The organism is Streptococcus sp. V919, from assembly GCF_054353475.1.
Genome location: NZ_JBTHHY010000001.1, coordinates 1,128,606 through 1,140,329, shown reverse-complemented (window position 1 = coordinate 1,140,329; position 11,724 = coordinate 1,128,606). Strand labels below are relative to the sequence as shown.

Annotated in this window: 13 protein-coding genes and 1 tRNA gene; 12 read left to right on the top strand and 2 right to left on the bottom strand. The window is 39.6% G+C overall.

What is annotated here, in order from left to right; translation table 11 throughout:
- Positions 1 to 63: 63 nt before the first annotated feature.
- Complete coding sequence (locus tag ACXYSK_RS05895; protein ID WP_458625377.1) at positions 64 to 342, bottom strand: acylphosphatase; 279 nt, start codon at positions 340 to 342, stop codon at positions 64 to 66.
- Between the two features lie 33 nt (positions 343 to 375).
- Between ACXYSK_RS05895 and ACXYSK_RS05890 the strand changes: the two genes are divergently transcribed.
- From ACXYSK_RS05890 to ACXYSK_RS05840, 11 genes are all read left to right on the top strand, one after another.
- Positions 376 to 1,116 (top strand): TrmH family RNA methyltransferase, encoded by a 741-nt coding sequence (locus tag ACXYSK_RS05890; protein WP_458625376.1) that lies wholly within the window; start codon positions 376 to 378, stop codon positions 1,114 to 1,116.
- A 53-nt stretch (positions 1,117 to 1,169) separates the two neighbouring features.
- Complete coding sequence (locus ACXYSK_RS05885) at positions 1,170 to 1,853, top strand: Bax inhibitor-1/YccA family protein (RefSeq protein ID WP_458625375.1); 684 nt, start codon at positions 1,170 to 1,172, stop codon at positions 1,851 to 1,853.
- A gap of 97 nt (positions 1,854 to 1,950) precedes the next feature.
- Positions 1,951 to 2,943, top strand: coding sequence for an aspartate--ammonia ligase (gene asnA / locus ACXYSK_RS05880; RefSeq protein ID WP_458625374.1), 993 nt, complete (start codon positions 1,951 to 1,953; stop codon positions 2,941 to 2,943).
- A gap of 60 nt (positions 2,944 to 3,003) precedes the next feature.
- Positions 3,004 to 3,543, top strand: coding sequence for a 16S rRNA (guanine(966)-N(2))-methyltransferase RsmD (gene rsmD / locus ACXYSK_RS05875; protein ID WP_458625373.1), 540 nt, complete (start codon positions 3,004 to 3,006; stop codon positions 3,541 to 3,543).
- The gene (gene coaD, locus ACXYSK_RS05870; RefSeq protein WP_458625372.1) at positions 3,533 to 4,021 is read left to right on the top strand and encodes a pantetheine-phosphate adenylyltransferase; all 489 of its coding nucleotides are present in this window, start codon (positions 3,533 to 3,535) and stop codon (positions 4,019 to 4,021) included. Before rsmD ends, coaD begins: the two co-directional genes overlap by 11 nt.
- Complete coding sequence (locus ACXYSK_RS05865) at positions 4,005 to 5,042, top strand: SepM family pheromone-processing serine protease (protein ID WP_414254280.1); 1,038 nt, start codon at positions 4,005 to 4,007, stop codon at positions 5,040 to 5,042. Before coaD ends, ACXYSK_RS05865 begins: the two co-directional genes overlap by 17 nt.
- A gap of 57 nt (positions 5,043 to 5,099) precedes the next feature.
- Positions 5,100 to 5,330, top strand: coding sequence for a DUF1146 family protein (locus ACXYSK_RS05860; RefSeq protein WP_282185014.1), 231 nt, complete (start codon positions 5,100 to 5,102; stop codon positions 5,328 to 5,330).
- Between the two features lie 24 nt (positions 5,331 to 5,354).
- On the top strand, positions 5,355 to 6,641 hold the full coding sequence (murA, locus tag ACXYSK_RS05855; RefSeq protein ID WP_006150250.1) for a UDP-N-acetylglucosamine 1-carboxyvinyltransferase: 1,287 nt from the start codon (positions 5,355 to 5,357) through the stop codon (positions 6,639 to 6,641).
- Positions 6,634 to 6,822, top strand: coding sequence for a DNA-directed RNA polymerase subunit beta (locus ACXYSK_RS05850; protein WP_006150292.1), 189 nt, complete (start codon positions 6,634 to 6,636; stop codon positions 6,820 to 6,822). Before murA ends, ACXYSK_RS05850 begins: the two co-directional genes overlap by 8 nt.
- 45 nt (positions 6,823 to 6,867) lie before the next feature.
- The gene (locus ACXYSK_RS05845; protein ID WP_006150172.1) at positions 6,868 to 7,695 is read left to right on the top strand and encodes a DNA/RNA non-specific endonuclease; all 828 of its coding nucleotides are present in this window, start codon (positions 6,868 to 6,870) and stop codon (positions 7,693 to 7,695) included.
- Between the two features lie 118 nt (positions 7,696 to 7,813).
- Positions 7,814 to 9,145: a hemolysin family protein gene (locus tag ACXYSK_RS05840; protein ID WP_414259601.1), complete on the top strand. Its 1,332-nt coding sequence runs from the start codon at positions 7,814 to 7,816 to the stop codon at positions 9,143 to 9,145.
- A gap of 309 nt (positions 9,146 to 9,454) precedes the next feature.
- Here ACXYSK_RS05840 and ACXYSK_RS05835 read toward each other — a convergent pair.
- Positions 9,455 to 9,525: transfer RNA gene (locus ACXYSK_RS05835), tRNA-Cys, on the bottom strand.
- 179 nt (positions 9,526 to 9,704) lie between these two features.
- Here ACXYSK_RS05835 and ACXYSK_RS05830 point away from each other — a divergent pair.
- Positions 9,705 to 11,684 (top strand): peptide ABC transporter substrate-binding protein, encoded by a 1,980-nt coding sequence (locus tag ACXYSK_RS05830; RefSeq protein WP_458625371.1) that lies wholly within the window; start codon positions 9,705 to 9,707, stop codon positions 11,682 to 11,684.
- Positions 11,685 to 11,724: the final 40 nt, after the last annotated feature.

Genomic DNA, 11,724 nt, shown 5'->3' with positions numbered 1-11,724 from the left:
CTTTAAAAATTATACCTTTCTATTCTACTGTTTTTTTTGAAAATATACAATAGTTCTAGAGACCTAATTTGCGACTTTGAAGTCAGAATAGGAAGGAAAGTTACTCAATTGGACGTCGAGATAGGTCACTTTTGAGAAGGGAGTTGGCCCTTTTCGGATCTCTTGGATGAACTTAGCCATGATAGCAGAAGATTCTGTTTGGGCAAGAATTTCGACGGTGCCGTCATCGTTGTTCCAGACCCGACCGGTGATTCCGCCTAGTTCGAGCGCAAGGGTATAGACACCCCAACGAAAGCCAACACCTTGGACGCGTCCCTGTGCAATCATTTTGACCTTTTGCATACCAAACCTCCTTGATTGTGTTATAATATTCCTATGACTATTATAACCTCTAAAGCGAATTCTGTGGTAAAAAATGCCAAGAAATTGCATCAAAAAAAATATCGAAAATCTTCTTATTTAATTGAGGGCTGGCATTTATTTGAGGAAGCTGTTCAGGCAGGAGCAACGATTGAGAAAATTTTTGCCTTGGTAGAACATGGGGGGAAATTAGCTGACTATCCTCAGACAGTCTTGGTAACGGAAGACATCTTGCTTGATTTGGCTGATTCACAAACACCTCAGGGCATTGTAGCTATTGTTCAAAAGGAAGAGGAGCTGTTGCCGGATTTTACCTCAGGTAAATATCTTTTCTTAGAAGATGTGCAGGATCCTGGAAATGTAGGGACCATGATACGGACGGCAGATGCGGCAGGTTTTTCAGGAGTCATCGTTTCCAGCAAGTCGGCTGATATATACAGTCTCAAGACTCTTCGCTCCATGCAGGGTAGCCATTTCCATTTACTTATTTATCGGATGCCTGTTGATACATTTGTTGAAGAGGCGAAAAAGAGTCATTTGCCGATTCTAGCCACTACTTTATCCCAAAACTCTAAAGATTATCGTGAGCTTGCTCGACTAGAGAATTTTGCCTTGGTCATGGGAAATGAAGGTCAGGGCATTAGTTTATTCATGACAAATCAGGCAGACCAACTGGTTCACATTAGCATGAAAGGGCAGGCGGAAAGTCTCAATGTTGCCATTGCGGCAGGCATACTCATGTTTTATTTGAGTTAAATCAATTTATTTTTGTTATAATCAGTAAAAAGATTTCATAAGGAGAAAAAGATATGAATCAAACAATTATTCAAGAACGTTCTGGTTTGAATCAATTTTATGCAAAAGTTTATGCTTTTGTAGGAATTGGGATTGCCTTATCTGCACTTGTTTCAGCCTTGATGTTAACAACCTTCCAAGATGTTCTCGTACAGTTAATGCTTAACGCCCGCATATGGTTAATTGTGACAGGAGTCGTTGAAGTTGCTCTAGTGTTATTTGCAAGTGGTTTAGCGTTAAGGAACAGTCCAGCGGCATTTCCAATATTTCTATTATATTCTGCGGTCAACGGTTTTTCACTAAGTTTCATTGTATCGCTTTACCTTCCTGGTACAGTCCTAACAGCCTTTATCTCCAGTGCAGCCCTTTTCTTTGTCATGGCATTCGTCGGAGTAGTCATCAAAAAGGATTTGAGTGGTATCGGACGTGCTTTGATTGCAGCCTTATTTGGTCTAATATTAGCCATGGTTGTTAATATCTTCTTAAATAGTGGCCTAATGGACTATATCATCAGTATTGTTATGGTACTTGTTTTTGCAGGTTTAATCGCTTGGGATAATCAAAAAATTCGTTATGTTTACGAAGAGTCAGACGGTCAAGTTGCTACAGGTTGGGCAATTTCTTTGGCACTTAGCCTTTACCTTGACTTTATCAACCTATTCCTTAGCTTCTTGCGTATCTTTGGAAGTGACGATTAATAATTTTAGGGCTCAAATGAGCTCCTTTTTATTTTTTACTTTCATTTTTACTAGCAAAAGGGTATAATCTTTTTATTATTCAAAAGGAGGGGTACATATGAAAAAAAGTTTTATTCACCAGCAGGAAGAGATTTCATTTGTAAAAAATACCTTTACTCAGTATTTAAAAGATAAGTTAGAAGTAGTAGAAGTACAAGGGCCAATCTTAAGTAAGGTTGGAGACGGGATGCAGGATAACCTTTCAGGGATTGAACATCCGGTATCTGTTAAGGTTTTACAAATCCCAGATGAAACCTATGAGGTGGTACATTCACTTGCTAAGTGGAAACGCCATACTTTGGCACGTTTTGGTTTCGGTGAAGGAGAAGGTCTCTTTGTTCACATGAAGGCTCTTCGACCAGACGAAGATTCACTAGATGCGACTCACTCTGTTTATGTGGACCAGTGGGACTGGGAAAAGGTTATTCCTAATGGACAACGCAATCTAGCCTACCTCAAAGAAACCGTTGAAAAGATTTATAAGGCCATTCGTTTAACAGAGCTAGCAGTTGAAGCAAGATATGATATTGAGTCAATTTTGCCTAAGCAAATCACCTTTATCCATACAGAAGAGTTGGTTGAACGCTATCCAGACTTGACGCCAAAAGAACGTGAAAATGCTATCTGTAAGGAATTCGGTGCTGTCTTCTTGATTGGTATTGGCGGTATATTGTCGGATGGTAAACCTCATGATGGACGTGCACCAGACTATGATGACTGGACAACTGAATCTGAAAATGGTTATCATGGCTTGAATGGAGATATCCTTGTCTGGAATGATAATTTGGGTGCGGCCTTTGAATTATCTTCAATGGGAATTCGTGTTGATGAAGATACCCTCCGTCGACAAGTAGCTATTACAGGAGATGAAGACCGTCTTTCTTTGGAATGGCATAAGGCCCTCTTAAACGGACTCTTCCCGTTGACAATTGGTGGAGGAATTGGTCAATCACGTATGGCTATGTTCCTACTTCGTAAGAAGCACATCGGTGAAGTTCAAACTAGTGTTTGGCCACAAGAAGTCAGAGATACTTACGACAATATTCTTTAATCAATCGAGCCGCAAGGTTCGATTTTCTTTTTTTTATCAGAATTTGGTATAATATACCTTATGAAAATCGTATCAGGAATCTACGGAGGACGTCCTTTAAAGACGTTGGAGGGCAAAACAACGAGGCCGACATCAGACAAGGTCCGAGGAGCTATTTTCAATATGATTGGTCCTTACTTTGAAGGAGGACGTGTGCTAGATCTCTATGCTGGTAGTGGGGGGTTATCCATTGAAGCAGTTTCAAGAGGGATGTCGAGCGCTGTCCTAGTTGAGAAGGATCGCCGAGCACAGAATATTGTGGCAGAAAATATCCGGATGACCAAGGAAACCTCAAAGTTTCAATTATTGAAAATGGAGTCCAGTCGTGCGTTGGAGCAGGTGGATGGCGTTTTTGATCTCATCTTTTTGGACCCTCCCTATGCAAAGGAACAAATCGTGTCTGATATTGAAAAAATGGCAGAGCGAGATCTTTTTTCAAAAGATGTCATGGTGGTTTGTGAAACAGATAAATCAGTAGAGCTTCCGGAAGAAATAGCCTGTTTGGGCATCTGGAAAGAAAAAATATATGGGATTAGTAAGGTGACGGTTTATGTCAGATAAGATTGGTTTATTCACAGGTTCGTTTGATCCGATAACAAAGGGCCATTTGGACCTCATTGAGCGTGCAAGTGAGCTCTTTGATCAATTGTATGTAGGAATTTTTTATAATCCACACAAAAATAGATTTTTACCGATAGAAAGCCGACTAGAGACGGTTGAAAAAGCAGTGGCACATCTAGAAAATGTCCAAGTCATAGCTTCTCACGATGAGTTAGTGGTTGATGTTGCTAGAAAACTGGGTGTCCATGTTCTTGTTCGTGGTTTGCGTAACGCTGCGGATCTTCAGTATGAAGCTAGTTTTGATTTTTACAATCATCAATTAGCAGGAGAGATTGAGACAGTCTATCTCCATAGCCGCCCAGAACATGTTTACATCAGTTCTTCAGCGGTGAGAGAACTATTGAAATTTGGTCAAGATATCAGTGAGTATGTCCCAAATGCTGTCTTAGAGGAGTTAAATCATGAAGAAAAAAACTAGATGGCCCATATATCTAATTATTGGGCTCGTTATTACTTTTATAGCTTTTACGGTTCCCCTGCCATATTACATTGAGGTTCCAGGGACTTCAGAAGATATTCGAAAAGTCTTACAAGTCAATAATCAAGCTGACCAAGAGGAAGGTTCCTATCAATTTGTGACAGTTGGTGTTAAACATGCTAGACTGGTGGACTTGGTTTATGCTTGGCTGACACCTTTTACGGATATTCGAAGTGCTAAAGAGATGACAGGTGGTTCTTCAGATGCAGAATTTATGCGAATCAACCAGTTTTACATGGAAACTTCGCAAAACATGGCCAAATATCAAGGTCTGAAATCTGCTGGTAAGGAAATAGAGCTCAAATACCTGGGGGTCTATGTTTTGACTGTGACGGATAACTCGACTTTCAAGGGGATTCTCAATATCGCTGACACCGTGACGGCTGTAAACGATAAGACTTTTGAAAGCTCCAAGGAGATGGTCGACTACGTCAACTCTCAAACTCTTGGAGACAAGGTTAAGGTTACCTACCAGGAAGACGGAAAAGTCAAAACTGCTGAAGGAAAAATCATTACTCTGGAAAATGGGAAAAACGGTATCGGAATCGGTTTGATTGACCGCACAGAAGTGTCAAGTGATGTGCCAATCAAGTTTTCAACTGCTGGCATTGGCGGCCCGAGTGCTGGAATGATGTTTAGTTTATCCATCTATACGCAAATTGCAGACCCAACCCTTCGTAATGGACGCATCATTGCTGGTACAGGAAGTATCGACAGAGATGGAAATGTTGGTGATATTGGGGGAATTGACAAAAAAGTTGTTGCTGCTGCAAAAAAAGGAGCTACTGTATTCTTTGCTCCAAACAATCCAGTAACTGAAGAAGCTAAAAAGGCCAATCCTAATGCTAAAAGTAATTATGACACGGCTGTAGAAGCTGCTGAAATGATTAAAACAGACATGAAGATTGTTCCTGTAAAAACACTTCAGGATGCAATTGATTACTTGAAAAACAACCCATAAAATATAGTGCAAGTCCATAGACTAGCGTAGAAAAAGAGAAGATGGTATAATAGGCAGATGATTCAATTGTTTTTTACCCTCAGTAGTCATATGTTTTTTGTCTACCTAGTTTTTCAACTGTTGAAAGATTTGGTCAAATGGGATCAAATTTTAAAGGTAACTAAGGACAATGCGAGGAAGGTACGACTTTTAGTAGTATTGTGTAGTATCGGTTTAGGGTATCTGATTAGTTCTTTTTTCCTAAATCTCTATCAATTATGGCAAGAAGCCATACGGACATTATTTTAAACTCGAAAGTAAAGGAAAATATTTATGGAAAAAATTGTAGTTCGAGGTGGCGATAATCGCCTAGTCGGAAGTGTTACGATTGAAGGTGCGAAAAATGCAGTTTTGCCACTACTTGCGGCGACGATTTTAGCAAGCGAAGGAAAAACAGTTTTAAAAAATGTTCCGATCTTATCAGATGTCTTTACCATGAATCAAGTGGTTCGTGGATTAAATGCGAAAGTGGATTTTGACCAAGAAGCACATATTGTTGAAGTTGATGCGACAGATGACATTACAGAAGAGGCACCTTATAAGTATGTCAGCAAGATGCGTGCATCTATTGTAGTCTTAGGTCCAATCCTGGCTAGAGTTGGTCACGCTAAAGTTTCGATGCCAGGTGGATGTACGATTGGTAGTCGTCCTATTGACCTTCACCTTAAAGGTTTGGAAGCAATGGGAGCTAAGATCACCCAAACAGCTGGTTATATCGAAGCTAAGGCAGAACGCTTGCATGGAGCCCATATCTATATGGACTTTCCTAGTGTTGGGGCAACTCAAAACTTGATGATGGCTGCAACGCTAGCTGATGGCGTAACTGTTATTGAAAATGCTGCGCGTGAGCCTGAGATTGTAGACTTGGCTGTTCTCTTGAATAAAATGGGAGCAAAAGTTAAGGGTGCAGGAACAGAAACTGTGACAATCACTGGTGTTGAAAAGCTACACGGTGCTACACACAATGTTGTTCAGGATCGTATTGAAGCAGGTACCTTTATGGTAGCGGCTGCTATGACAGGTGGAGATGTCTTGATTAAAGATGCCATCTGGGAACACAATCGTCCCCTGATTGCTAAATTGCAAGAAATGGGTGTGGAAGTCATTGATGAAGACGAAGGCATCCGCATTCGTTCTCAACGAGATAAATTGAAAGCCGTTCATGTTAAGACGCTTCCGCATCCAGGATTTCCGACAGACATGCAGGCACAATTCACTGCACTGATGACGGTTGCTCAAGGTGAGTCAACCATGGTGGAAACAGTGTTTGAAAATCGTTTCCAACATTTAGAGGAAATGCGTCGTATGGGCTTGCATTCTGAAATTATCCGTGATACAGCTCGTATCGTCGGTGGGCAACTTCTGCAAGGAGCAGAGGTTTTGTCTACAGACCTACGTGCAAGTGCGGCTTTGATCTTAACAGGTCTAGTAGCTGAAGGGGAGACAGTTGTCGGAAAACTTGTCCATTTGGATAGAGGATATTATCGTTTCCATGAAAAATTGGCTCAGTTAGGAGCTAATATTGAACGGGTAAGTGTGGAAGCTGATGAAGATGAATAAACAAGCAGCGTATGTGCTACGTCGATTTTTATTAGTTATTATTGTTTTGCTTCTAGGAGTCTTGGCGTTGGGTATCGGCTTGATGATTGGCTATGGTATCGTAGGAAAAGGTCAAGATCCATGGGCAATTTTGACACCCGATAAATGGCATGAATTGATTGCAAAATTTACAGGGAAATAGGCTGGGGAACCGGCCTTTTTCTAGGGATAAAAGTAAGGAGGAAATATGAATAAAAAAACCAGACAGGCCCTCATAGGTCTCCTGATTTTTCTACTATTGACGGCAGGAAGTTACTACATTAAAAAAATGCAGGCTTCCAATAATACACCACAAACACAAGTGACACAAAAATCCCAGTCATCCGACACTCCTAGTCAAGAATTGGCAGAGAGTGTACTGACTGACTCGGTCAAAAAACAAATCAAGGGTACAATTGAGTGGAATGGAGCAGGAGCTTTTGTAGTTAATGGAAACAAAACCAATCTAGATGCTAAGGTATCAAGTAAACCTTATGCTGATAATAAAACTAAAACTGTAGGAGGAGAGACAGTTCCTACAGTAGCCAATGCTCTCATGTCAAAAGCAACTCGACAGTATAAGGATCGCGAAGAGACGGGTAATGGTTCGACCTCTTGGACTCCAGCAGGCTGGCATCAGGTCAAGAACCTAAAAGGAAGTTATAATCACGCTGTAGATAGAGGACATTTATTAGGCTATGCCTTGATTGGTGGTCTAGATGGCTTTGATGCATCTACTAGTAATCCTAAAAACATCGCTGTACAAACAGCCTGGGCCAACCAAGCTCGCGCAGAAGATTCAACAGGACAAAACTACTATGAAGGTTTAGTTCGAAAAGCGCTAGATAAGAATAAACGAGTGCGTTACCGCGTTACGCTACTGTATGCGACAGAAGAGGATCTAGTACCTTCTGCCTCTCAAATTGAAGCAAAATCCTCTGACGGAGAATTGGAGTTTAATGTAGTAATTCCTAATGTTCAAAAGGGAATTCGGTTAGATTACCGAACAGGAGAAGTTACGGTTACAAAAGACTAATAAATAGATAATCCCTTATCGTTTTGATAGGGGATTTACTATAGAAATCGAAAATTAATGTGTAGAAATTGAAAAATATGGTATAATAGTCTCAATTATACTTTTTAGGAGAAGGAAAATGGAAGACCCGAGCAGTCAGGATTTGTTACTGCAGTTTGTATTATTAGTTGTTTTGACCTTTTTAAATGCTTTTTTCTCTGCGACAGAGATGGCTATGGTTTCCCTTAGTCGTTCACGTGTTGAACAAAAGGCTGAAGAAGGTGATAAACGTTATATCCGTTTGCTAAAGGTACTTGAAAACCCAAATCACTTTTTATCAACCATTCAAGTTGGTATTACTTTAATTACAATCTTGTCAGGGGCTAAACTTGCAGACTCTCTTGGACAATTGATAGCCTCATGGATGGGGAATAGCGAAACTGCGCATGCAATCGCAAGCTTCCTGTCACTTGCTTTCTTGACCTATATCTCTATCGTTTTTGGTGAGCTCTATCCCAAACGGATTGCGCTAAATCTTAAGGATGCCTTGGCTATCCGAACAGTGCCATTTATTATCGCTCTCGGTAAGATTGTGAGTCCATTTGTTTGGATGTTATCAGCATCAACTAATCTCTTGAGTCGTTTGACGCCAATGACATTTGACGATGCAGATGAAAAAATGACTCGTGATGAGATTGAGTATATGCTTACCAATAGTGAAGAAACCTTGGATGCAGATGAAATCGAAATGTTGCAAGGAATTTTCTCACTAGATGAGCTCATGGCGCGTGAAGTCATGGTTCCTAGAACTGACGCTTTCATGGTAGATATTCAAGATGACACTCAGACGATTATCGAAAGCATCTTAAAACAAAGCTTTTCTCGAATTCCTGTCTATGATGATGACAAGGACAACGTGATTGGTTTGATCCATACAAAGAGTCTGCTAAAAGCAGGATTTACCGATGGTTTTGACAATATCGTATTGAGAAAGATATTACAGGAACCTCTCTTTGTACCTGAAACTATTTTTGTGGATGATCTGTTAAAAGAATTGAGAAATTCACAAAGACAGATGGCAATTCTTCTTGATGAATACGGAGGAATGGCAGGGTTAGTTACTCTTGAGGACTTGCTTGAGGAGATTGTCGGTGAAATTGATGATGAAACCGACCGTGCTGAAGTTTACGTTCATACCATTGCTGAGAACACTCATATTGTCCAAGGTACAATGACCCTAAATGACTTCAATGACTATTTCGATGTCGAACTTGAAAGTGATGACGTAGATACCATCGCGGGTTATTATTTGACCGGTGTGGGAACTATTCCAACATCAGAAAAACTCAGTTATGAGTTAGATAGTGGCAACAAGCATATCACCTTGACAAATGACAAGGTAAAAAATGGTCGTGTCACCAAGCTTAAGGTTCAAATCCAAGAACTTGAATCAGAAGAAGAAACTGAATAAAACAAAAGCTTTATCAGCTAAATACTGATAAAGCTTTTTAAATCGTTAAAAAGAAAAGACTCCTTTAGGAGTCTTTGTTTAAATAGAGGTGGAGTATTCTTATTTGCTTGATTTTTGTCTGTTTTGTTTATTTCAATATTATACCACTAGCGGCAACTAGTCTTTTTTGTTTGCTCAAAAAACACCCCCCGCCCCAAACTCGCCCCAAAAGATTTTTAAAGTTATCCTTTTTTATCCTAAAGAAAAACTAAAAAAGTCCGTAAATACGGACTTTCTTTTCGGATAAATTACTATAAAATAGTATAAAAAAGGCGGTAGACGGATTTGAACCGACGATCAAGCTTTTGCAGAGCCGTGCCTTACCACTTGGCTATACCGCCTTAACTTTTATTATTATACCTTGAAAATTGTTTCTCGTCAATAGTTTTCTTTTCTGAAAACATAAGATTCAAATGTTTAAAAAAACATGCGACAAAATATTCTGAAAATTCGTTTACTTTTTAAAAAAACTGTGGTATAATCTTCAATATCCACAATTTAAAACGAGGAGTTTAAAAATATGAAAAAAAGTCGGATTCTTGCGGTAGCGGGTGTTGCGCTACTTGCTACAGGTGTTCTTGCAGCTTGCGGTTCTTCAAAATCATCAAATGCTGAAGCACCAAAGGCTTATGGCTATACTTATACTGCTGACCCAGAAACATTGGACTACCTAATTTCTGGTAAACAAAGTACAAAAGTTGCTACTTCAAATGGTATCGATGGTCTCTTTACAAATGACCAATATGGAAATCTAACTCCTGCAGTCGCTGAAGACTGGTCAGTATCTCAAGATGGATTGACATATACATACAAGATTCGTAAAGGTGTAAAATGGTTCACATCTGATGGTGAAGAATATGCAGAAGTAACTGCAAATGACTTTGTTACAGGTTTAAAACACGCAGCTGACAATAAATCAGCCGCTCTTTACCTAGCACAAAATTCTGTTAAAGGATTGGCTGACTATATATCAGGGAACAATACAGACTTTTCTGAAGTAGGTATTAAAGCTGTTGATGATTACACTCTTCAATATACATTGAACAAACCTGAACCATACTGGAACTCTAAATTATCTTATGGAATCTTCTGGCCTTTGAATGCAGAGTTTGAAAAATCAAAAGGTAAAGACTTTGGTAAAGCGACAGATCCAACATCATTGCTTTACAATGGTCCATTCTTGCTTAAGGGATTGACAGCTAAGTCTTCTATCGAATTTGCAAAGAATGATCAGTATTGGGATAAAGACAATGTTCACATCGATACTGTAACACTTTCTTACTATGATGGTTCAGACCAAGAGTCACTTGAGCGTAACTTTACAAATGGTGCATATAGTTATGCACGTCTCTTCCCTACTAGCTCAAACTATTCTAAAGTAGCAGAAACATATAAAGATAATATCTACTATACCCCACAGGGAGCTGGTATTGCTGGTTTAGGTGTTAACATTGACCGTCAAAGTTATAAATATACATCAAAAACAACTGACGAGGAAAAGACTTCTACTAAGAAAGCTCTTCTTAACAAAGACTTCCGTCAAGCTTTGAACTTTGCTTTTGACCGTACTGCTTATTCAGCTCAGCTAAATGGTAAGGATGGAGCCGCCCTTGCTGTTCGTAACCTCTTTGTCAAACCTGACTTTGTTTCTGCTGGAGATAAGACATTTGGTGACTTGGTCACTGAGAAGGTCGTTTCTTATGGTGATGAATGGAAAGATGTAAACTTTGCGGATGCTCAAGATGGTCTTTACAATGCTGATAAGGCTAAAGCAGAACTAGCTAAAGCTAAAAAAGTCCTTGAAGCAGATGGTGTAAAATTCCCAATACACTTGGATATTCCAGTTGACCAAACATCTAAAAACTATATCGCTCGTATCCAATCATTTAAACAATCTGTTGAGACGGCTTTGGGTACAGATAATGTAGTCATCGATATTCAACAAATCACTACAGATGAATTACAAAATGCCACATACTACGCAGCTAGTGCGGCAGCAGAAGATTGGGACCTTTCAGGTGCTGTTGGATGGAATCCAGACTATGATGATCCATCGACTTATCTTGATATTTTGAAATCAACTAATAGTGAAACAACTAAGTCCTACATGGGCTATGATAATCCATCAAACCCAGCGGTTGCTCAAGTTGGTTTGAATGATTATGACAAATTAGTTGATGATGCAGCTAGTGAAACAAGCGATCTTAATAAACGTTATGAGAAATATGCAGCAGCTCAAGCTTGGTTGACAGATAGCTCACTCTTCCTTCCAGCTATGTCTTCTTCAGGAGCAGCACCAATCATTTCTCGCGTAGTACCATTCTCAGCATCTTATACTCAATCTGGTGATAAAGGTTCAGATGTTTACTTCAAATATCTTAAATTGCAAGCGAACACTGTAACTGCTAAAGAGTACAAAGAAGCTCGTGAAAAATGGCTCAAAGAAAAAGCTGAATCAAACGAAAAAGCTCAAAAAGAATTAGCGAGCCACGTGAAATAAATAATGCTCATCAGAACTTTCTCTCCAAAAGGAGAAGGTT

What these genes read in the sequence shown, in the direction of transcription:
- ACXYSK_RS05895 (WP_458625377.1), bottom strand. Translation starts at nt 342, where the DNA reads ATGCAAAAGGTCAAAATGATTGCACAGGGACGCGTCCAAGGTGTTGGC.
- ACXYSK_RS05890 (WP_458625376.1), top strand. Translation starts at nt 376, where the DNA reads ATGACTATTATAACCTCTAAAGCGAATTCTGTGGTAAAAAATGCCAAG.
- ACXYSK_RS05885 (WP_458625375.1), top strand. Translation starts at nt 1,170, where the DNA reads ATGAATCAAACAATTATTCAAGAACGTTCTGGTTTGAATCAATTTTAT.
- asnA (WP_458625374.1), top strand. Translation starts at nt 1,951, where the DNA reads ATGAAAAAAAGTTTTATTCACCAGCAGGAAGAGATTTCATTTGTAAAA.
- rsmD (WP_458625373.1), top strand. Translation starts at nt 3,004, where the DNA reads ATGAAAATCGTATCAGGAATCTACGGAGGACGTCCTTTAAAGACGTTG.
- coaD (WP_458625372.1), top strand. Translation starts at nt 3,533, where the DNA reads ATGTCAGATAAGATTGGTTTATTCACAGGTTCGTTTGATCCGATAACA.
- ACXYSK_RS05865 (WP_414254280.1), top strand. Translation starts at nt 4,005, where the DNA reads ATGAAGAAAAAAACTAGATGGCCCATATATCTAATTATTGGGCTCGTT.
- ACXYSK_RS05860 (WP_282185014.1), top strand. Translation starts at nt 5,100, where the DNA reads ATGATTCAATTGTTTTTTACCCTCAGTAGTCATATGTTTTTTGTCTAC.
- murA (WP_006150250.1), top strand. Translation starts at nt 5,355, where the DNA reads ATGGAAAAAATTGTAGTTCGAGGTGGCGATAATCGCCTAGTCGGAAGT.
- ACXYSK_RS05850 (WP_006150292.1), top strand. Translation starts at nt 6,634, where the DNA reads ATGAATAAACAAGCAGCGTATGTGCTACGTCGATTTTTATTAGTTATT.
- ACXYSK_RS05845 (WP_006150172.1), top strand. Translation starts at nt 6,868, where the DNA reads ATGAATAAAAAAACCAGACAGGCCCTCATAGGTCTCCTGATTTTTCTA.
- ACXYSK_RS05840 (WP_414259601.1), top strand. Translation starts at nt 7,814, where the DNA reads ATGGAAGACCCGAGCAGTCAGGATTTGTTACTGCAGTTTGTATTATTA.
- ACXYSK_RS05830 (WP_458625371.1), top strand. Translation starts at nt 9,705, where the DNA reads ATGAAAAAAAGTCGGATTCTTGCGGTAGCGGGTGTTGCGCTACTTGCT.